Genomic DNA, 20,125 nt, shown 5'->3' with positions numbered 1-20,125 from the left:
CCGTCATGAACCGACTGATTTCCTTCGCGATTGGTATCTTCATCGTGCTGGCCGTGGCGTCGTCGATGCTGTTCGTCGTCGATCAGCGCCAGTACGCCGTGGTGTTCGCCTTCGGCGAGATCAAGCAGGTCGTGCGCGAGCCGGGCCTGCACTTCAAGCTGCCGCCGCCGCTGCAGAACGTGGTCTTCATGGACCGCCGCCTGCAGACCATCGACGTGGCCGCCAACGAGCGCTTCCTGACCGCCGAGAAGAAGAGCATGGTGGTGGACTGGTTCGTCAAATGGCGCATCGTCGATCCGCGCAAGTTCTTCGTCGCCTTCGGCGGCAACGTGCGCGGCGCACAGGACCGCATGACGCAGCGTATCGATTCCGTGGCGCGTGAGGAGTTCGGCAAGCGCACGGTGGCGGATGTCGTCGCCGGCGAGCGCGACAAGGTCATGCAGAACATCCGCACCGGCATGAGCGAGTACGCGCAGTCCGTGGGCGTGGAGATTCTGGACGTTCGACTGAAGCGCGTGGACCTGCTGCCCGCCATCAGCGAATCGGTGTATCGCCGCATGGAGGCCGAGCGCAAGCGCGTGGCCAACGAACTGCGTTCGACCGGTGCCGCCGAGGGCGAGAAGATCCGCGCCGATGCCGATCGTCAGCGCGAGGTCGTGCTCGCCGAGGCGTATCGCGATGCGCAGGTCATCAAGGGCGATGGCGATGCGAAGGCCTCGATGCTCTACGCCGACGCGTTTGGCCGCGATCCGAATTTCGCGCAGTTCTGGCGCAGCATGGAAGCCTACCGCAACACGTTCCGCGACAAGCGGGACCTGATCGTGCTGGAACCGAGTTCCGATTTCTTCCGCTATATGCGGTCGTCGGGCGGCAGCAGCGCCCCGGCACCCGCGCCGAGCAAGAAGTAGGGTAGCCGGCAGTTCCCGGCCATCGACTACGAAACCCCGGCTTGCCGGGGTTTTGTACGCTACCGGTGTACCATTCGCCCGGCAAACGTATGACAGTTATGAGAAGCACCATGTCCAACCACTGGCTCCTGCCTGAAAACATCGCCGACGTCCTGCCGTCGGAAGCGCGCAAGATCGAAGAACTGCGCCGCCGCATGCTCGATCTGTTCCGCACCTACGGCTACGAGCTGGTCATGCCCCCGATGCTCGAGTACCTCGAGTCGCTGCTGACGGGCACGGGTCACGATCTGGACCTGCGCACGCTGAAGCTCGTCGACCAGCTGTCCGGCCGCACGCTGGGCCTGCGCGCCGACATCACGCCGCAGGTCGCGCGGATCGACGCGCACCTGCTGAACCGCCCGGGCGTGACGCGCCTGTGCTATGCCGGCAACGTGCTGCACGCGCGTCCGGCGGGCTTCCATGCGACGCGCGAGCCGATTCAGCTCGGCGCCGAAATCTACGGCCATGCGGGCCTCGAGGCCGACGTCGAGATCCAGGAACTGATGCTGGCCGCGCTGCAGGTGGCGGGGCTGACCGACGTGCGGCTGGATCTGTGCCACGCGGGCATTCTCGGCGCGGTGCTGGAAGGGCTGCCGTCCATTCGCAAGATCGAGGATGCGCTGTTCGCGGCGCTGGAAACCAAGGACGTTTCCGCACTGCGCGAGCTGACGGCGGGGATGCCCGAGACCGAGCGCGACGCGCTGCTGGCGCTGCCGACGCTGTATGGCGGGGTGGACGTGATCGATCGCGCGCGCGCGACGCTGCCCTCGAGCCCGACCATCGGCCGCGCGCTGGACGAGCTGGCCGCGCTGGCCGCGCGCGTGAGCGGCGCGAGCGTCAATATCGACCTTGCGGACCTGCGTGGGTATCACTACCACAGCGGTGTGATGTTCACGGCCTATGTGGCCGGCCTGCCGAACTACGTGGCCCGTGGCGGCCGCTACGACAAGGTCGGCGAAGCGTTCGGCCGCGCCCGTCCCGCGACGGGTTTCTCGCTCGACCTGCGCGAAGTGGCGGCCCTGTCGCCCGTGAAAGTGCGCGCGCTGGCCGTTTTCGCCCCGTGGGATGCCGATCCCGCGCTGCGTGCGGCCATCGCGGCCCTGCGCGGCAATGGCGAGATCGTGATCCAGTCGCTGCCGGGCCACACGCACGAGCTCGACGAATTCAATTGCGACCGCCAGCTGGTCCGCCAGGGCAACGCCTGGGTCGTCGTGCCGCGCTGAATATCTGCTGATTCCGATGCCGGGACCGGCTTCGCGGCCGGTGCCGGCATGCGTTCGCGGTCTGCTTCCGCATGCCGCGATTTGTCTCGAACGGACCAGTTTGGCGCCCAAAAAACGGGCACTGTTCCGCAACGAGAGTAGAATACGTTTTTAACCTTCTGACCAATTCAACATGTCCGCATCCGCAGTAAGCCAGGGACGCAACGTCGTCGTGATCGGAACCCAGTGGGGTGACGAAGGCAAAGGGAAAATCGTCGATTGGCTTACCGACCAGGCAAAGGGCGTGGTGCGGTTCCAGGGTGGTCACAATGCAGGCCACACGCTGATCATCGGCGGCAAAAAGACCATTCTTCGACTGATTCCGTCGGGCATCATGCGCGACGGTACGGTCTGCTACATCGGCAACGGCGTCGTGCTGTCGCCCGAAGCGCTGTTCCGCGAGATCGAGGAGCTCGAGGCCGCCGGCCTGCAGGTGCAAAATCGCCTGCGCATCTCCGAAGCCACCACGCTGATCCTGCCGTATCACGTCGCCATCGACAAGGCGCGTGAAGCGCGCCGTGGCGCCGCCAAGATCGGCACGACCGGCCGCGGTATCGGCCCGGCCTACGAGGACAAGGTGGCCCGCCGCGCGTTACGCGTGCAGGACCTGTTCAATCCGGAAGCGTTCGCCGAGCGCCTGCGCGAGAACCTCGACTTCCACAACTTCATGCTGACGCAGTACCTCGGTGCCGAGGCGCTCGACTATCAGCAGATCCTCGACGAAACGCTGGCCTACGCGCCGCGCCTGAAGCCGATGGTCGCCGACGTGTCGGCCGAGCTGTACGCGGTGAACGCCGCCGGCGGCAACCTCATGTTCGAAGGCGCGCAGGGCACGCTGCTGGACGTCGACCACGGTACGTACCCGTTCGTGACGTCGAGCAACTGCGTGGCCGGTGCGGCCGCCGCGGGCGCGGGCGTGGGTCCGGGCCGTCTGAACTACATCCTCGGCATTACCAAGGCGTACTGCACGCGCGTGGGTTCGGGTCCGTTCCCGAGCGAGCTGTACGACAACGACAATCCCGCGCGTCAGGACCCCGTGGGGGTTCGCCTGGCCAACGTGGGCAAGGAATTCGGCTCGGTGACCGGCCGTCCGCGCCGCACGGGCTGGCTCGATGCCGCCGCGCTCAAGCGTTCGGTGCAGATCAACGGCGTATCGGGCCTGTGCATGACCAAGCTCGACGTGCTCGACGGTCTCGAGACCCTCAAGCTGTGTGTCGGCTACACGCTCGACGGCAAGACCGTTGACATCCTGCCGCGCGGCTCCGATGCCGTGGCCGCCTGCGTGCCCGTGTACGAGGAATTCCCGGGCTGGAACGAGTCGACCTTCGGCGTGAAGAGCTGGGATGCGCTGCCGGAAGCGGCACGCAACTACCTCAAGCGCGTCGAGGACGTGGTTGGCATTCCCATCGACATGATCTCGACCGGTCCCGACCGTGACGAGACCATTCTGCTGCGTCACCCCTATCAGGTGGCGTAACGGCATGACGGCCGCGAACGGGGACATACCCGGGCGGCCGCACATAATGACCGCGGCGACACGAGCGTCGCGGCAATTCCCTCGGCCCGCTATCGCGGGCCGAAAGCTTTATCGGTCAGACCACGACTGAATAAAAAGAGCACAGCACAACATGAACCTCCCTACCAACGACGACGAGAACCTCTGGGTCTCGTGGGACGAATACCACCGGCTGATCGCGCGCCTGTCGCTGAACGTGCACGAGTCGGGCTGGAAATTCGACAAGATCCTCTGCCTGGCCCGTGGCGGCCTGCGCGTGGGCGACCAGATGTCGCGCATCTTCGATGTGCCGCTGGCCATCCTCGCGACCAGCAGCTATCGCGAAGCCGCGGGCACGCAGCAGGGCGAGCTCGATATCGCGCAATACATCACGATGACGCGCGGCGAGCTGTCGGGCAAGATCCTGCTCGTCGATGACCTCGTCGACTCGGGCATCACGCTCGAGCGCGTGGGCAAGCATCTGAAGGAGCGCTACCCGGCCGTGACCGAGGTGCGCTCGGCAGTCATCTGGTACAAGGCGTGCTCGAAGGTCGAGCCCGACTATCACGTGACGTTCCTCCCCTCGAACCCCTGGATTCACCAGCCGTTCGAGGAGTACGACACGCTGCGTCCGCACAACCTCGCGGCCTGGCTCAAGCGAGGCAGGCGCGCGAGTCTGCTGGACGACGATAGCGCGACCTGAGCCACTCAATAGCCGACCGTGAAACGCCGCCGCGTATGCCGCGGCGTTTCCACTTCGTCGATCATCGCGATCGCGTAGTCCTCGATCGAGATCGAACTGTTGCCTGCGGCATCGACCAGCAGGTCGTCCTCGCCGAGGCGAAACTTGCCCGTGCGTTCGCCGGGCGCCAGCAGCGCGGACGGCGACAGGAACGTCCAGTCCAGCGTCGTCTCGCCCTTTAGTGTGTTCAGGAACTCGCGGCCCGCAAGCGCTTCGGCCTTGTACGCGGCCGGGAATTCCGGCGTATCGACGATCTGCACGCCGGGCGCGCCGAACAGGCTGCCCGCGCCGCCGACGACCAGCAGCCGCGGCGTCTCGCCTCCGCTCGCCTGGCCCGCGGCCTTGACCGCCTCGATGATGCGGCGGGGGTCGTTGCCGTGGAACTTCAGCGAACTGATCACGGCGTCGTGTCCCGCGAGGGCCCGCGCGAGCGCGTCGGCCTGTGCGACGTCGATATTCTTCGCGGTCAGGCCCGCGCGCGCGGGCAGACTTTCGGCGCTGCGGGCGAGGGCGGTCACGCGGTGGCCGCGTTGCAGCGCTTCATCGGTGAGGCGGGTGCCGACGTTGCCGGTGGCACCGAGAATGGCGATATTCATGGTCTTCCTTGTCGCGTCAAAAAAATGTGAAACTAAAGTAGTTACACATCAGGGTAAAAAAATCAGCGCTTGCGGCGCTGGCCGGCGCGCTCGACATCGGCGAGCATGCCTGCAATCGTGACTTCCGCGAGCGCCGCGTCCATGGCCGCCTGCGCACGGTCGGCGACATTGCGCAGCGCGCCCGTGATCTCGCGCCCGACCAGGCACGCGGGATTCGGCGCGCTCTGGTGCAGCGTGATCAGCGCGCTGGTCTCCACGGCCCGGAATACCTCGAGCAGCGTGATCGACGCGGCGGGGCGCGCCAGCATCGCGCCGCCCGTGCTGCCCATCGTGGTCGAGACGAAGCCGGCGTCGGTCAGCGCGCCGATCATGCGCCGGATCAACGCGGGGTTCGTGCCGACACTGCCCGCGATCAGCGACGAGGGCAGCGGTTCCTCGGCCTGCGCGAGCAGAGTGAGGATATGGACCGCGACGGCGAAACGGCTGCTGGTGCTCATGCTGAAATGTCTTGATGTGAAACTATGGTAGTTACAGATGGCGGGGTATGTCAAGCCGGTACAAGATAATGCCGGAATCGCCACTGTTTGCTGATACACTCATTCACGATGCATTCAGGTGTTGGATTCAGGTGTCCCGAGTGCAGACCGATATAAGAGAGAAGAAGGGAGTTTCGATTGATCAGGGATTGCTGGCGTCGCAGAGATAACCGCGCGGACAACAAAAAACCCGCAAGCTCGAAAGCGTTGCGGGTTCTTTGCAGGAATATCCTTGGTGCCCAGGAGAGGACTCGAACCTCCACAGTGTTGCCACCGCTAGGACCTGAACCTAGTGCGTCTACCAATTCCGCCACCTGGGCAGGTGTCGAAACAACCGAAGCGGCCATTATAGCGACCGTATAACGTTTGTCAAATAGTTTCCAAAAATTGAATCAGAACAACTATCCGATCCCAAGCCGGGAAGAAATCCTCGGCGTGCTCAGAACTTCGGGGTCGCCGCAGTCGGCCGGCGATATCGCCAAGGCCCTCTCCGTCACGCGCAAGGAGCATGACGGCTTTCAGAAGCGCCTCGCGGCCATGGAGCGCGACGGTCAGATCGAACTGAACCGAAAAGGCCGCTACGAACTCGCGCACCAGCCGAATTTCGTGCTCGGCCGTGTGCAGGGCCATCGCGATGGCTTCGGCTTCCTGATCCGCGACGATGGCGAGGACGATGTCTTCCTGCCCGAGCGCGAACTGCAGAAGGCCATGCACAACGATCGCGCGCAGGTGCGCGTGATCGGCTACGACCGCCGCGGACGTCCGGAAGGGCAGATCGTCGAAATCGTCGAACGCGCGAACCGTTACGTGATCGGCCGCCTGTTATCGGAGAACGGCGTGCTCGTCGTGGCGCCCGAGGACAAGCGCATCGGCCAGGACATCCTCATTCCGCCGAAGTCGCAGGGCAAGGCGCGTGTGGGCCAGGTGGTGAGCGTGGAGCTCGTCGAATGGCCGGACCGCTACGTGCAGCCCGTGGGCCGCGTGGTGGAAGTGCTCGGCGATATCGACGATCCGGGCATGGAGATCGAGATCGCGGTGCGCAAGTACGGCGTGCCGCATCAATTCTCCGATGCCGCCGCCAAGGAAGCGCAGGCGCTGCCCGACGTGGTGCGCCAGTCGGACCTCGATCACCGCATCGACTTGCGCGATGTGCCGCTGGTCACGATCGACGGCGAGGACGCGCGCGACTTCGACGATGCCGTGTACTGCGAGCCCGTGAAGATCGGTCGCACGAAGGGCTGGCGCCTGATCGTGGCCATCGCGGACGTGTCGCATTACGTGCGTCCGGGCTCGCCGCTCGATGCCGACGCGCTCGATCGCGCGACGTCGGTCTACTTCCCGCGCCGCGTGATTCCGATGCTGCCGGAGAAGCTCTCGAACGGACTGTGCTCGCTCAACCCGCAGGTGGACCGTCTGTGCATGGTCTGCGATGCGGTGATCACGAGCAAGGGCGAGGTCAAGGGCTACCAGTTCTATCCCGCCGTGATGCATTCGGCCGCGCGCCTGACCTATAACGAGGTCTGGGCCGTGCTGTCGAACACTAAGGGCCCCGAGGCCCACAAGCGTGGCGAACTCGTGCCGCATCTGCAGAACCTGTACGAACTGTTCCAGGTCCTGCTGAAGGCGCGCCGCGAGCGCGGCGCGATCGACTTCGACACGACCGAGACCTATATCGTCTGCAACGCGCAGGGCAAGATCGAGCAGATCCTGCCGCGCACGCGCAACGATGCGCACCGCCTGATCGAGGAGTGCATGCTCACGGCCAACGTGTGCGCGGCCGACTTCCTCGAGCGGTTCAAGCATCCGACGCTCTATCGCGTGCATGCGGGGCCGGGCGAGGAGAAGCTCAAGAACCTGCGCGAGTTCCTGAAGACCGCGGGCCTGTCGCTCGGCGGCGGCGACAAGCCGCAGGCGTCCGACTACGCCGAGGTCATGGACAAGATCAAGTCGCGTCCCGATGCGCCGATGCTGCAGACGATGCTGCTGCGCTCGATGCAGCAGGCCGTCTACAGTCCCGACAATATCGGCCACTTCGGCCTCGCGTACGAAGCCTACGCGCACTTCACGAGCCCGATCCGGCGCTATCCGGATCTGCTCGTGCATCGCGCGATCAAGGCGGTGCTCGCGCATACGAAGTACCAGCCGGCCTTTGCGCCGGGCACCGAGTTCAATACCTCGATCTCCCCGAAGGCCCGCCGCATGCAGGCCAAGGATGCCGAGCAGCGTGCCGAGGCCACGGCCGCGCGCGCGCGCCGCAACGAGGCCATCTGGGACGAACTGGGCTTGCACTGCTCGGCCAACGAGCGCCGTGCCGACGAGGCATCGCGCGACGTCGAGGCGTGGCTCAAGTGTTACTTCATGCGCGACAAGCTCGGCAGCGATTTCGCAGGCACGGTCAGCGCCGTCACGTCGTTCGGCATCTTCGTGCAGCTCGACGAGCTGTATGTCGAGGGCCTCGTGCACGTGACCGAACTCGGCAGCGATTACTTCCAGTTCGACGAGGCACGCAACGAGTTGCGCGGCGAACGCACGGGCATCCGTTACCGGCTGACCGATCGCGTGCGCGTGCAGGTGTCGCGCGTGGACCTCGATGCGCGCAAGATCGACTTCCGTCTGGTGCAAGAGCCGTCGGCCAAGTCGCTGCGCGCGCGCGTGCCGGGTCCCGAGGCGCAACCGCGCGTGCCGGCGGCGCATGCGGTGCCGGCGCGCAAGAAGGGGCGCCAGCTTGCGGCACTGCTCGGCGGCACGTCGAAGCCCGAGGAATCGTTCGACGAGACGCTCGATCGCGTGATCGAGGAGCAGCCGGTGTTCGAGGCCGTGATCACGCCGATGAAGCCGAACGTCGCGCATGGCGGCCATGCCACGCACAAGACGCCGGGCGGCAAGCCCGCCAAGCGCGCGGCCAAGCCCAAGCCCGCGCATCTGGAGAAGCCGCGCAAGCCGGCGACCAAGGCCCGCGGCGCCAAGACGGCGACCAAGGGCCCGCGCGCGGCACGCAAGCGCTAGCGTGAGCCCGCTGCCGCGAGGCGCCTTCCTCGAGAGGGCGCCGGCGGCAGCGCGAGTCTCCTGTTGCGGGTGGTCGTTTGCCCGCGGTTTTTTCTTGCGCCCCGGGATATCCCCTACAATCCCGCCATGGCCAAGCAAAAACTCCTGATCGGCTTTCATGCCGTCACTGCACGCCTTCGCCAGGACGCGAAGGGTGTTTCCGATGTCTATATCGAAGCCTCGCGCCGTGACCGGCGCATGCAGGACTTCGTCAAACTCGCCGAAAGCCTCGGCGTGCGGCTCCATCCCGTCGATGCCGACCGCCTGCGTGGCATGGCGGGCACCGACCGTCACCAGGGCGTGGTCGCCCGCGCGGAAGAGGTATCCCTCGCGCTGAACCTCGACGAGCTGCTCGACGGTATCGAGGGCACGCCGCTGCTGCTGATTCTCGATGGCGTGACGGACCCGCATAACCTCGGCGCCTGCCTGCGCGTGGCCGATGGCGCGGGCGCGCACGCCGTGATCGCGCCGAAGGACCGCAGCGTCGGTCTCAACGCGACCGTGGCCAAGGTGGCCAGTGGCGCTGCCGAAACCGTGCCCTATATCACCGTGACCAATCTCGCGCGCACGCTGCGCGAACTGCAGGAACGCGGCATCTGGGTGGTCGGCACCGCCGACGGCACCGACAAGTCGCTGTACGACATCGACTTCAAGGGACCGATGGCGATCGTGATGGGCGCGGAAGGCGAGGGCATGCGCCGCCTGACGCGCGAGACCTGCGACGAGCTGGTCGGCATTCCGATGGCCGGCGGTGTGGAAAGCCTCAACGTGTCCGTCGCCAGCGGCGTGTGCCTGTACGAGGCGGTGCGCCAGCGGCGCTTGCCGAAGTAAGCGTCGAGCACGCGATGGATGCCAACGCGCTGGCCGAGGCGCGCGCGCGGATCGCGCAGGCGCGCAACGTCTTCGTGCTGACCGGGGCGGGGATTTCCGCCGAGTCCGGCGTGCCGACGTTTCGCGATGCGCTGACCGGGCTCTGGGCCCGGTTCGATCCCGAGGAACTCGCTACCGAAGCCGCATACCGGCGCCAGCCGGCGCTCGTATGGCAATGGTACGAGCACCGGCGCGCGCTGGTTGCGGCGACGCATCCCAATCCGGCACACGACGCGCTGGTGTGGCTGGCCGCGCGCAAGCCGGTGACGCTGGTCACGCAGAACGTTGACGGGCTGCACCAGCGGGCCGGCAGCGAGCATGTGGTCGAGCTGCACGGCAACCTCTTCGCCAACAAGTGGCTCGACGGCTGCGGCCGGTGCGATACGGTCGAGCCCACGCCCGGCGAGCCGCCGCGCTGCGCCCTGTGCGGGGCGCTGATGCGGCCCGGCGTGGTGTGGTTCGGCGAAGATCTGCCGCGCGTGGCGCGCTATCGCGCCGAATACGCGGCCGAACACAGCGACCTGTGCCTCGTGGTGGGAACGTCGGGGATGGTTTATCCGGCGGCGGCGCTGCCGGGCGTGGCGAAGGACAACGGTGCCACGGTGATCGTCGTCAATCCGCAGCCATCGGTGCTCGATCAGACCGCGGATATCGTGCTGGCGGGCGCGGCAGGGGAGACCCTGCCGCTGCTGTGGGCGGAATAACGCGTTACTGGCGCGCCATTTCGCCGATCAATGCTTCGAGCTTGACCGCATCGGCCGCGAACAGGCGGATGCCCTCGGCGAGCTTTTCGGTGGCCATCGCATCTTCATTGAGTTGCCAGCGGAACGCGGCCTCGTCGGCGGCGATGCGCGCGATATTTGCCGCATGCGCGTGGCCGACCGAGAGCTTGCGCTCGACCGCCGGGCCTTCCACATTGAGCTGTTCGAGCAGGTCGGGGCTGATGGTCAGCAGGTCGCAGCCCGCGAGCGACAGGATCTGCGCGGTGCTGCGGAAGCTCGCGCCCATCACCTCGGTCTCGTGGCCGAACTTCTTGTAGTACTCGTAGATCTGGCGCACCGATCGCACGCCCGGGTCGTTGTCGCCGCCATTCGCCACGGCATCCCACTTGTCGCCGGCCTGCTTCTTGTACCAGTCGAGAATACGGCCGACGAACGGCGAGATCAGCTGGGCGCCGGCCTCCGCGCATGCCACCGCCTGCGCGAGCGAGAACAGCAGCGTCATGTTGCAGCGGATGCCGTCGCGCTGGAGCACCTCCGCCGCGCGGATGCCTTCCCACGTCGAGGCGATCTTGATCAGCACGCGTTCGCGCGCAATGCCGCGCTGCTCGTACAGCGTGATCAGATGGCGCGCCTTTTCCACGGTGGCGGCGGTGTCGAACGACAGCCGCGCATCGACCTCGGTGGACACGCGGCCCGGCACGATCGCGAGGATCTCGAGCCCGAACGCGATCAGCAACTGGTCCATGACGGCGTCCTTGCCCGAGCCGCCGTGATCGCGCACCGCGGCTTCGAGCAGCGGGCGGTACTCGGGCTTCTGCACGGCCTTCAGGATCAGCGACGGATTCGTCGTCGCGTCCTGCGGCTTGTACTGCTTCATCAGCTGGAAGTCGCCGGTGTCGGCCACCACCGTCGTGAACTGCCTCAGTTGTTCGAGCTGGGTCATGATCGTGCGGGATGAACTGCGGGGTAACGGGCAGGAGCGCATGCGAACCGGCTCCCGGGGAACGGCTCATTGTACCGTCGCGTGACCTCCGTCCAACAGAGGGTGCCGTCCGACACGGGCAGGACTTCGCGATCCGCTACACTACGCGTTTTCCCTCAAGCAACCGGCAGTTGTCATGACTCAGGACGAACTCAAGGCGCTGGTGGCCCAGGCCGCCGCGGATTATGTGAAGCAGGAAGTGCCCGTCGGCGCGGTACTCGGCGTCGGCACCGGTTCCACCGCGAATCTCTTCATCGACGCCGTGGCCGGGTTCAAGGAGCGTTTCTCGGGTGCCGTCTCGAGCTCCGAGGCGTCCACGCGCCGCCTGCAACAGCATGGCTTCGAGGTGCTGGACCTCAACGAGGTCGACGAGATTCCCGTCTACGTCGACGGCGCCGACGAGATCGACGCGTCGGGCGCGATGATCAAGGGCGGTGGCGGCGCGCTCACGCGCGAGAAGATCGTGGCCTCGGTGGCCGCGCGATTCGTGTGCATCGCCGATGGCAGCAAGCTCGTCGAGACGATGGGCACGTTCCCGCTGCCCGTCGAAGTGGTGCCGATGGCACGCGCGGCCGTGGCCCGCAAGCTGGCGGCGCTGGGCGGCCAGCCGCGTCTGCGCATGACCAAGGAAGGCGGCATCTACAAGACCGACAACGGCAACGTGATTCTCGACGTGTCGGGCCTGAAGATCACGCAGCCCAAGGCGCTGGAAGAGCAGATCAACCAGTTGCCCGGCGTGGTCACGGTCGGCCTGTTCGCGCTCCGCGGCGCCGATGTGCTGCTGCTCGGCACCGCGGACGGCGTGCGCCGCACCGATTACTGATCGCAACGTCCGGGTCGGCGCCGCAATCAGCGCGGGTTCAGCGCTGAATCTGCGTTCTCGCGGCGGCCCGGCCTGAAGATCCTTTCGTTTTCCGATCGGCCGAGCGTTTCGTGGCGCGCGACGCCCCGGCGCGCTGGCGATGGCATACGCCCATCTGGTCGGCGAACGACGCCGGCGCCGTCGAGCGTAGCTGATACGCCATCGTGTCGGCCGCCAGCGGCAGGAACACCTGGTCCCGCTGCGGCGTCCACCGCACCCATTGCAGTCCGTTCGCCTCGGCTGGCGCAGCGCCGCCCGGGAGACCCTGCGCGCTATCGGGCAACGTCCGCACGGGCCGGTTGAGATGCCGGTTGCGGACCGATGGTCCCGTCATATCCAGCGTCTCCGTATGCAGCGTGCCGCGATGGACCTGGCCACCGGTTTGCGGATCGAGCCGCATGTTCGGATGCTGGCACCGCCACCGGCCGTCCGGCAGCGCGGCGGGCACATGCTCCGCCGATCGCATGACGACGATGCCCGAGGCGCCATCCGTTGCCGGGAGCGTTGCGCCGTCAGGGCGACCGACATCCCCCATATAGAGCGCGAGGTCGCCGGGTTTGCCCGACACATGGAGCCGGCCCGCGGGCCTGCCGTCGGCGATGACCGTGAAGACGCCCGGCCAGCGGGTCTGGTCCGCGGGCTCCAGCTTTCGCGCGGGTTGGCTCGCCCCTGCCGCAGCCGCGAGGCAGTCCTTGCCCTGGCATTCCCAGATGGCGCCCGACCGCTCGATGCGGAGCTGGCCCGCGTCGAGGCCGCCCGGCGATGTCCGGACCGGCGCCGCCCCTTCGCGATGCCGCACGTAGTAGTAGACCCCGGCAATGGAAGCCACGGCGGGCAGTTCGGTGGCGGCCGATGCGTGCAGCACGCCCGCCAGTCGCGTCCCGCGCGATGTCGCCGTGCCGGCAGCGTCGGCATTGGGCAGGCCGGAGAGTCCGCCGCTGAGCTTGTCCGCGTCACGCGTAAAGCGGAAGGTGACGCCGCGCAGGCGCGCGGTCATGGTCTCTGGCGGCGGCGCGTCGTTGTCGGCCACGAACTGCCGGGCCGTGTATTCGCCGTGCCGGACCGTATAGCTGCCGACGATCGCGCCCCGCAGCCCGGAAGGGGCGTCTTCGAAGCGCACATGGACCTTGCCGGCGCTCGGGGCGTCCACGGTGACCACGGCGGTGCCGCCGAACGACAGCGGACCGCGATAGGTGACGGGCTTTGTTTCGGCGGCGCCCTGCGCCAGGGCAGTGCCTGCGGTGGCCACGGCCGACAGCATTCCCGCAGCGAGTTTCGAGGCTAGCGTCACGTTCGCACTCCTTCATGTGTGGAAAGGAGCGCCAGCGTAGCGAGCGTCAGAGGTTTCTGACCTTGATGTTTCTCAAGAAGCGTAAAGGTCCGGCGTGCCGTCGGAGCGCTTTCGGAAAAGGATGACTTCCGCGTAGGCGGGACATCGCGTTGCGGCCAGAAAATGGCCAAAAAAAGAGGTGTCCGAAGACACCTCTCGTCAGGCGGTGCGCCAGCGGCTTATGCCGACGGCGGCGGCACGTAGCCGACGGCCTGATCGGCGCCGTCGCCGAAGAAATACTTTTCGGTCTGCTTGAGCAGGTATTGGCGCGCGCGCACGTCCGCCATGTTCAGGCGGTTTTCGTTGATCAGCATCGTTTGATGCTTGAGCCAGCCGGCCCAGGCTTCCTTCGAGACACCTTGCCAGATCTTCTTGCCGAGTTCGCCCGGCAGCGGCGGGAAGTCGAGGCCTTCGGCTTCCTTGTTCAGCTTGATGCAATGGACCATGCGGGCCATAAGGGACTCCAGTTTTTTTCGTGTGGCGGTATTGTAGCCAAGGCGGGCGAAGACCGGTCTTGCCCCTGCGCGCCTTACAGTTTCTTCATCAGCACCATCGACTTGCGCTGCCAGTTGTACAGCTTGCGCTTGTCCTCGGGCAGGTCGTCCACGGTGGCATGGACGAAGCCACGCTTGAGGAACCAGTGTTCGGTACGCGTGGTGAGCACGAACAGGCGCTCGAGACCCAGCGCGCGGGCGCGGCGCTCGATGCGCTTGAGCAGGCGCTCGCCGTCGCCGGTGCCCTGGGCTTCGGAGGACACGGTCAGGCATGCCATCTCGCCCATGTTCTCGCGCGGGAATTCGTACAGCGCCGCGCAGCCGAACAGCACGCCATCGTGCTCGATGACCGAGAAGTTGCCGATATCGCGTTCGATCAGGTGGCGGCCGCGCGGTACCAGCGTGCCGTCCGCTTCCAGCGGCGCGATCAGTTGCAGGATGCCGCCGACGTCGTCGAGCGTCGCTTCGCGCAGGCTCTCGAGGTCGGAGTCGGAGATCATCGTGCCCACGCCGTCGTGCAGGAACAGTTCCAGCAGCACCGAGCCGTCCTGCGCGAACGGGATCAGGTGCGCGCGGGGCACGCCGCCCTTGAGCGCCTTGACCAGATGCTGGAGGTAATAGGCGACGTCGGGCGGCAGATGGTTGTTCTGGAGCCGTTCGACGGCCGTGCGCAGCGACATCTCGGGCATCAGCTTGCCGACGGGATCGGGCACGCCGGGCACCTCGGTGATGAAGATCAGCTTGTCGGCGCGGAGCGCGCTTGCGGTGGCGCTGGCCACGTCTTCCATCGAGAGGTTGAACGCCTGGCCGGTGGGCGAGAAGCCCAGCGGGGAGAGCAGGACGACCTTGCCGTGGGACAGCGACATGCGCATCGATTCGCCGTCTACCTTGCGGACGAGGCCCGTGTGCTGGTAATCGACGCCGTTGACGATGCCGACGGGGCGCGCGGTGATGAAGTTGCCGGAGATCACCGAGAGTTGGGCACCGGCCATCGGCGTGTTCGGCAGGCCCTGGCTGAAGGCGGCTTCGATGTCGAGCCGCAGTTCGCCGGCGGCTTCCTTCGCGCATTCGAGCGCGGCGTTGTCGGTAATGCGCACGCCATCGGCGTAGCGCGACTCCACGTGGCGCAGCGCGAGTTGCTCCTCGACCTGGGGGCGAGAGCCGAACACGAGCACGATCTGCATGCCCATGGCGTGGAGCAGGGCTACGTCGTTGACGAGCGCGGTCAGCACGCCGGCCTTGACCAGTTCGCCGCTGAAGGCGATGACGAAGGTCTTGCCGCGGAACGAGTGGATGTAGGGCGCGACGGCGCGGAGCCAGTCGACGAATTGCTGGCGGTCGGGGCCGGAGGCGTCGGTGTCGGCGCTGGCGGCCGATGACGGGATCGGCGTCGCGGGCGCGCTCACGGGCAATACGGGGGACAGCGCGGCGGGGGGCTCTGCGGGGGGCTCCGCTGCGTCGGGGGATGTGTCGGTTCGTGCGTTCATGCGGCGGATTATAATCCCCGCCAATGTCAGCACAACGTCCTGCCCAGCCTCCCGGCAAGCCATCGCAGCCCGGCGGCAAGCCTACTCCTCGAACGACCCGCGAATCGGTGCCCGCGCCGGGGCAAGGGAACGCGCCTCGCAATGCGCCCGAACGGCCGCCGGGGCCGTCCCGCCCGGCACAATCGCCGCCCGCCGCAGGCGCACCGCGCCCGTCCCACGACGGCGAACCCACGCGCGATGGGCAATCCGCCCGCGACGCCCGCCCGCCACGCGAAGGCCAGTCCGCGCGCGATGGGCAGTCCGCCCGCGACGCTCGCCCGCCACGCGAAGGCCAGCCCACACCCGATGGGCAGTCCGCCCGCGACGCTCGCCCGCCACGCGAAGGCCAGCCCGCACCCGATGGGCAATCCGCCCGCGACGGTCGTCCGCCACGAGACGGCCAGCCCGCACCCGACGGGCAGTCCGCCCGCGACGGTCGTCCGGCCCGAGAGGGGCAGCGCGCACGTCAGGCGCAGTCGGCTCGCGAGGGGCAGTCGGCCGATGGCGGCCGTGCGGCGCGAGCGGGGCAGGCCGCGCGTGAGGCCCAGTCGGCCCGCGACGGTCGTCCGGCGCGAGACGGGCAGCCCGTGCGCGAGGGGCAGTCGGCCGATGGCGGCCGTCCGGCGCGAGAGGGGCAGGCCGCGCTAGAGGCGCAGTCCACCAACGGCGGTCGTCCGGCGCGAGACGGGCAGCCCGTGCGCGATGGGCAGTCGGCCGACGGCGGTCGTCCGGCGCGAGGCGGGCAGTCGGGGCGCGAGGCGCAGTCGGGGCGTCAGGCGCAGTCGGGGCGTGAGCCGTCGGCCGGGCGTGACGGCCGGCCCCCGCGGCCGCCGCGGATGGCGAACCCATTGCCGCCCATCACATTCCCGGAAGCGCTACCGGTTTCGGCGCGCCGCGACGAGATCGCCGCCGCGCTGCTGGCCAACCAGGTCGTGATCGTCGCCGGCGAGACCGGCTCGGGCAAGACCACGCAGTTGCCCAAGATCTGCCTGTCGATCGGCCGCGGCCCCGTGTGCGCCGGCGACCCCCCGGGCAAGACCGGCGGCCTCATCGGCCACACCCAGCCCCGCCGGATCGCGGCCACCTCCACCGCCAAGCGCATCGCGCAGGAACTCGGCTCGCCAGTCGGCGAGCACGTCGGCTACCAGGTGCGCTTCAACGACACGATGTCCCCGGGCGCGTCCATCAAGCTGATGACCGACGGCATCCTGCTGGCGGAGACGCAGAACGACCCGCTGCTGCGCGCATACGACACGATCATCATCGACGAGGCCCACGAACGCAGCCTCAACATCGACTTCCTGATCGGCTACCTGCGCCAGATCCTGCCGAAGCGTCCCGACCTCAAGATCATCATCACCTCGGCGACGATCGACGCGAAACGCTTCGCCGAGCATTTCGCGCACAACGGCAAGCCCGCGCCGGTCATCGAGGTCAGCGGCCGCCTGTATCCGGTGGAGGTGCGTTACCGCCCGATCCGGGAGGACGCCGCGCCCAACGGGAGCACGCCCCCGACGCCGAAATCCGCACAGGCGAAGGAGCGCGACCTCTACGACGGCATCGTCGATGCCGTCGACGAACTGTGCCGCCTGGGCCCGGGCGACGTGCTCGTATTCCTGCCCGGCGAGCGCGAGATCCGCGAAACCGCCGAGGCGCTGCGCAAGCACCACCCGCCCCACACCGAGATCCTGCCGCTGTTTGCAAGACTGTCCGTGCAGGAGCAGGAGCGCGTGTTCAAGCCCTCGGGCGCGCGCCGCATCGTGCTGGCCACGAACGTCGCCGAGACCTCGCTCACGGTGCCCGGCATCCGCTACGTGGTGGACACGGGCCTCGCGCGCGTCAAGCGCTATTCGTACCGCAACAAGGTCGAGCAACTGCAGATCGAAGCCATCTCGCAGGCCGCGGCCAACCAGCGCGCGGGCCGCTGCGGCCGCGTGGCGGACGGCGTCTGCATCCGCCTGTACGAAGAGAGCGACTTCGCGGGCCGCCCGCGCTTCACCGATCCGGAAATCCTGCGCTCGTCGCTCGCGGCCGTCATCCTGCGCATGAAGGCGCTGCGGCTCACGGACATCGAGTCGTTCCCGTTCATCGAGCCGCCGCTGGGCCGCGCGGTGGCCGACGGCTACCAGCTGCTCCAGGAACTCGGTGCCGTCGATGACGCGAACCAGCTGACCGCCACGGGCCGCCAGCTGGCCAAGCTGCCGCTCGACCCGCGCGTGGCGCGCATGATCCTGGCCGCGCGTGAGCAGCATTGCCTGCGCGAAGTGCTGATCATCGCGAGCGCGCTGTCCGTGCAGGACCCGCGCGACCGTCCGCAGGAGGCGCAGGAAGCCGCCGATCAGGCCCACCGCAAGTTCTTCGACGACCGGTCCGACCTCCCTTCGGAATTCCTCGGCTGGGTCAAGCTGTGGAAGTGGTTCGAGGACGCCGTCGCGCACAAGAAGAGCAACAAGCAGCTGCAGGACCAGTGCCGCGCCAACTTCCTTTCGCATCTGCGGCTGCGCGAATGGCGCGACGTCCATTCGCAGCTGATGACGACGGTAACGGAGCAGGGCTGGCGCCTCAACGAGAGCGAGCCCACGTACGAGCAGGTGCACAAGGCGCTGCTGACGGGCCTGCTCGGCAATATCGGCTGCAAGCTGGACGAAGGCGATTCGCGCGGGCGCGAGTATCTTGGCGCGCGCGGCATCAAGTTCCACCTGTGGCCGGGCTCGCTGATCGCGAAGAAGGTCGGCCGCTGGATCATCGCGGCCGAGCTCGTCGAGACTAGCCGCCTGTTCGCGCGCACGCTCGCGCGCATCGAGCCCGAATGGCTGGAACAGGTGGGCAAGCATCTGCTGAAGGTCAGCTGGAGCGATCCGCACTGGGAGAAGAAGGCCGGCCAGGTGCTCGCGCTCGAGCGCGCCACGCTGTACGGACTCGTCGTCTACCAGCACCGGCGCATCCACTACGGGCCGATGAACCCGGCGGAAGCGCGCGAGCTATTTATCCGGCGCGCCCTCGTGGAAGGGGAGTTCGACACGCGGCTACCGTTCTACGCGCATAACCAGCGGCTCGTGCGAGAGATCGAGAACCTCGAGCACAAGTCGCGCCGGCAGGACGTGCTGGTCGATGACGAACTGATCTACGCGTTCTACGACCGCGCGGTGCCGGCCGACATCTACAACCAGGTGTCGTTCGAGAAGTGGTACGAAGCCGAGTCCGGGAAGGATCGCAAGCTGCTGTACCTGAACCGCGACGAGCTGATGCGGCACGAGGCCGCCGGCATCACCACGGACCTCTTCCCGAAGACGATGGCGGTCGCGGGCGTGGACATGGGGCTCACCTACCATTTCGAGCCTGGCAGCCATCGCGACGGCGTGACGCTGACCGTGCCGCTGTACGCATTGAACCAGGTACGCCCCGAGCGCGCGGAATGGCTCGTGCCCGGCATGATCAAGGAGAAGGTGCATCTGCTGCTGAAGTCGCTGCCGCAGAAGCTGCGCCGCCATTGCGTGCCACTGCCCGACTATGCGGCGGGCTTCGTCGCGCGCCAGCCCTTCGGCGAGGGCGATCTGCTCGACGTGCTCATTGCCGATATCCGCGAACAGACGGGCACGATGATCAAGCGCGCGGACTTCAAGCTGGAAACGCTGCCCGCGCACCATGCGATGAACTTCAAGGTCATCGACGAACACGGCCGCCAGCTCGACATGGGCCGCAACCTCGCGCAATTGCGCGCGGAGTTCGGCGGGCAGGCGCAGCAGTCGTTCCAGACCATCGCGGCGCGGGATGTGCCGGCGGCCGAAGCCGGCCAGTACGAGAACCTCACGTCATGGTCGTTCGGGGAACTGCCGGAACTGCTCGAGATCCGCAAGGGCAGCCAGACGCTGTTCGGCTACCCCGCGCTCGTCGATCACGGCGATCATTGCGACGTCGAGGTTTTCGACGATCCGCAGGAGGCCGCGCGCGTGCACCATGCGGGCCTGCGCCGGCTGTTCGCACTGCAGCTGCGCGAGCAGGTCAAGTTCATCGAGAAGAACGTGCCGAACCTGCAGCAGATGGCCATGCAGTACATGACGCTGGGCACGCAGGAACAGTTGCGCGAGCAGATCGTGCAGGTGGCGCTGGACCGCGCGTGCCTGCAGGCGCCGCTGCCGCGCAACGAGGCCGAGTTCAACACGCGCAAGGACGAGGGTCGCGCGCGGCTGTCGCTGCTCGCGCAGGAAATCGCGCGGCTCGTCGGCAGCATCCTGGCCGAGTACGCGGGCCTGCCGCGCAAGCTGCTGCAGGCCAAGCCGTATGGCGCAACCTATCAGGACATGGAGGCGCAGCTCGGGCGATTGATGCACAAATCGTTCGTCATCGATACGCCGTACACGCAGCTCGTGCACTATCCGCGCTACCTGAAAGGCATGGCGATGCGCGTGGACAAGCTCAAGGGCGATGCCGCGCGCGATGCGCAGCGGCTGCAGGAGATGACGCCGCTCATCCAGCAGTGGCAGCGCGCCGAAAAGCAGCTGCGCACGCAGGGCCGCGGCGCCGCCGACGCGCGGCTCGACGAATTCCGGTGGATGCTGGAGGAGTTGCGCATCGCACTTTTTGCGCAGGAATTGCGAACCCCTGTGCCCATGTCGGTCAAACGACTCCAGAAGGTCTGGGAGTCCATGCAGCGCTGAAGCGGCGACAGGGACACGCGATGGTAAGAAATTATGTGGCGTCATCGAAAAGTGGCGC

General features: G+C 67.2%; 15 protein-coding genes and 1 tRNA gene. 9 read left to right on the top strand and 7 right to left on the bottom strand.

All coding sequences use genetic code 11. The annotated features are described in order from the left end of the window. Positions 1 to 5: 5 nt before the first annotated feature. The 4 genes from hflC (at position 6) to AAHB16_RS28525 (ending at position 4,407) form a co-directional block, all read left to right on the top strand. A complete protein-coding gene (gene hflC, locus AAHB16_RS28540; RefSeq protein WP_150371330.1) occupies positions 6 to 908 on the top strand; it encodes a protease modulator HflC in 903 nt (300 codons plus the stop codon). A 110-nt stretch (positions 909 to 1,018) separates the two neighbouring features. Further along, complete coding sequence (locus tag AAHB16_RS28535) at positions 1,019 to 2,170, top strand: ATP phosphoribosyltransferase regulatory subunit (protein ID WP_342052575.1); 1,152 nt, start codon at positions 1,019 to 1,021, stop codon at positions 2,168 to 2,170. A 172-nt stretch (positions 2,171 to 2,342) separates the two neighbouring features. Then, positions 2,343 to 3,686: an adenylosuccinate synthase gene (locus AAHB16_RS28530; RefSeq protein ID WP_150371332.1), complete on the top strand. Its 1,344-nt coding sequence runs from the start codon at positions 2,343 to 2,345 to the stop codon at positions 3,684 to 3,686. Between the two features lie 151 nt (positions 3,687 to 3,837). Further along, positions 3,838 to 4,407 (top strand): phosphoribosyltransferase, encoded by a 570-nt coding sequence (locus tag AAHB16_RS28525; RefSeq protein ID WP_150371333.1) that lies wholly within the window; start codon positions 3,838 to 3,840, stop codon positions 4,405 to 4,407. Positions 4,408 to 4,412: 5 nt separating this feature from the next. Here the strand turns inward: AAHB16_RS28525 and AAHB16_RS28520 are convergent, their stop codons facing one another. From AAHB16_RS28520 to AAHB16_RS28510, 3 genes are all read right to left on the bottom strand, one after another. Continuing rightward, on the bottom strand, positions 4,413 to 5,042 hold the full coding sequence (locus AAHB16_RS28520; protein WP_342052574.1) for an NAD(P)-dependent oxidoreductase: 630 nt from the start codon (positions 5,040 to 5,042) through the stop codon (positions 4,413 to 4,415). Positions 5,043 to 5,104: 62 nt separating this feature from the next. Continuing rightward, positions 5,105 to 5,539, bottom strand: a complete 435-nt coding sequence (locus AAHB16_RS28515; RefSeq protein ID WP_150371335.1) for an Rrf2 family transcriptional regulator — start codon at positions 5,537 to 5,539, stop codon at positions 5,105 to 5,107. 272 nt (positions 5,540 to 5,811) lie between these two features. Beyond that, a tRNA-Leu gene (locus tag AAHB16_RS28510) sits at positions 5,812 to 5,898 on the bottom strand. 67 nt (positions 5,899 to 5,965) lie between these two features. Between AAHB16_RS28510 and rnr the strand changes: the two genes are divergently transcribed. The 3 genes from rnr (at position 5,966) to AAHB16_RS28495 (ending at position 10,197) form a co-directional block, all read left to right on the top strand. Next, positions 5,966 to 8,584 carry a ribonuclease R gene (gene rnr, locus AAHB16_RS28505; RefSeq protein WP_150371336.1) on the top strand — a complete coding sequence of 873 codons (2,619 nt, stop codon included), beginning with the start codon at positions 5,966 to 5,968 and terminating at the stop codon, positions 8,582 to 8,584. Positions 8,585 to 8,710: 126 nt separating this feature from the next. Further along, positions 8,711 to 9,454 (top strand): 23S rRNA (guanosine(2251)-2'-O)-methyltransferase RlmB, encoded by a 744-nt coding sequence (gene rlmB, locus AAHB16_RS28500; protein ID WP_150371337.1) that lies wholly within the window; start codon positions 8,711 to 8,713, stop codon positions 9,452 to 9,454. A 14-nt stretch (positions 9,455 to 9,468) separates the two neighbouring features. Next, entirely contained in the window at positions 9,469 to 10,197 is a 729-nt protein-coding gene (locus tag AAHB16_RS28495; RefSeq protein ID WP_150371338.1) for an SIR2 family NAD-dependent protein deacylase, read from the top strand. 4 nt (positions 10,198 to 10,201) lie between these two features. Here the strand turns inward: AAHB16_RS28495 and tal are convergent, their stop codons facing one another. Next, positions 10,202 to 11,158: a transaldolase gene (tal, locus tag AAHB16_RS28490; RefSeq protein WP_150371339.1), complete on the bottom strand. Its 957-nt coding sequence runs from the start codon at positions 11,156 to 11,158 to the stop codon at positions 10,202 to 10,204. 175 nt (positions 11,159 to 11,333) lie between these two features. Between tal and rpiA the strand changes: the two genes are divergently transcribed. Next, positions 11,334 to 12,020 (top strand): ribose-5-phosphate isomerase RpiA, encoded by a 687-nt coding sequence (gene rpiA, locus AAHB16_RS28485; protein WP_150371340.1) that lies wholly within the window; start codon positions 11,334 to 11,336, stop codon positions 12,018 to 12,020. Positions 12,021 to 12,057: 37 nt separating this feature from the next. Here rpiA and AAHB16_RS28480 read toward each other — a convergent pair whose 3' ends face one another. From AAHB16_RS28480 to argA, 3 genes are all read right to left on the bottom strand, one after another. Next, positions 12,058 to 13,350, bottom strand: a complete 1,293-nt coding sequence (locus AAHB16_RS28480; RefSeq protein WP_150371341.1) for a hypothetical protein — start codon at positions 13,348 to 13,350, stop codon at positions 12,058 to 12,060. Between the two features lie 218 nt (positions 13,351 to 13,568). Further along, positions 13,569 to 13,844 carry an oxidative damage protection protein gene (locus AAHB16_RS28475; protein ID WP_150371342.1) on the bottom strand — a complete coding sequence of 92 codons (276 nt, stop codon included), beginning with the start codon at positions 13,842 to 13,844 and terminating at the stop codon, positions 13,569 to 13,571. A gap of 74 nt (positions 13,845 to 13,918) precedes the next feature. Beyond that, on the bottom strand, positions 13,919 to 15,370 hold the full coding sequence (gene argA, locus AAHB16_RS28470; RefSeq protein ID WP_150371343.1) for an amino-acid N-acetyltransferase: 1,452 nt from the start codon (positions 15,368 to 15,370) through the stop codon (positions 13,919 to 13,921). 875 nt (positions 15,371 to 16,245) lie between these two features. On the opposite strand from argA, the gene hrpA reads away from it, so the two are divergent. Next, positions 16,246 to 20,067, top strand: a complete 3,822-nt coding sequence (gene hrpA / locus AAHB16_RS28465; protein ID WP_342052585.1) for an ATP-dependent RNA helicase HrpA — start codon at positions 16,246 to 16,248, stop codon at positions 20,065 to 20,067. Positions 20,068 to 20,125 lie beyond the last annotated feature (58 nt).

The sequence above is a fragment of the Cupriavidus sp. OTU4054 genome, assembly GCF_038440175.1.
GTDB classification, from domain to species: Bacteria; Pseudomonadota; Gammaproteobacteria; order Burkholderiales; family Burkholderiaceae; genus Cupriavidus; species Cupriavidus pauculus_D.
Note: the sequence above shows the minus strand (reverse complement) of the source record. Positions and strands in the feature narration are given on the sequence as shown.

Excerpts from the sequence above, each read along its gene's own strand:
- hflC (WP_150371330.1), top strand. The coding sequence starts at position 6 with ATGAACCGACTGATTTCCTTCGCGATTGGTATCTTCATCGTGCTGGCC.
- AAHB16_RS28535 (WP_342052575.1), top strand. The coding sequence starts at position 1,019 with ATGTCCAACCACTGGCTCCTGCCTGAAAACATCGCCGACGTCCTGCCG.
- AAHB16_RS28530 (WP_150371332.1), top strand. The coding sequence starts at position 2,343 with ATGTCCGCATCCGCAGTAAGCCAGGGACGCAACGTCGTCGTGATCGGA.
- AAHB16_RS28525 (WP_150371333.1), top strand. The coding sequence starts at position 3,838 with ATGAACCTCCCTACCAACGACGACGAGAACCTCTGGGTCTCGTGGGAC.
- AAHB16_RS28520 (WP_342052574.1), bottom strand. The coding sequence starts at position 5,042 with ATGAATATCGCCATTCTCGGTGCCACCGGCAACGTCGGCACCCGCCTC.
- AAHB16_RS28515 (WP_150371335.1), bottom strand. The coding sequence starts at position 5,539 with ATGAGCACCAGCAGCCGTTTCGCCGTCGCGGTCCATATCCTCACTCTG.
- rlmB (WP_150371337.1), top strand. The coding sequence starts at position 8,711 with ATGGCCAAGCAAAAACTCCTGATCGGCTTTCATGCCGTCACTGCACGC.
- AAHB16_RS28495 (WP_150371338.1), top strand. The coding sequence starts at position 9,469 with ATGGATGCCAACGCGCTGGCCGAGGCGCGCGCGCGGATCGCGCAGGCG.
- tal (WP_150371339.1), bottom strand. The coding sequence starts at position 11,158 with ATGACCCAGCTCGAACAACTGAGGCAGTTCACGACGGTGGTGGCCGAC.
- rpiA (WP_150371340.1), top strand. The coding sequence starts at position 11,334 with ATGACTCAGGACGAACTCAAGGCGCTGGTGGCCCAGGCCGCCGCGGAT.
- AAHB16_RS28475 (WP_150371342.1), bottom strand. The coding sequence starts at position 13,844 with ATGGCCCGCATGGTCCATTGCATCAAGCTGAACAAGGAAGCCGAAGGC.
- argA (WP_150371343.1), bottom strand. The coding sequence starts at position 15,370 with ATGAACGCACGAACCGACACATCCCCCGACGCAGCGGAGCCCCCCGCA.
- hrpA (WP_342052585.1), top strand. The coding sequence starts at position 16,246 with ATGGCGAACCCATTGCCGCCCATCACATTCCCGGAAGCGCTACCGGTT.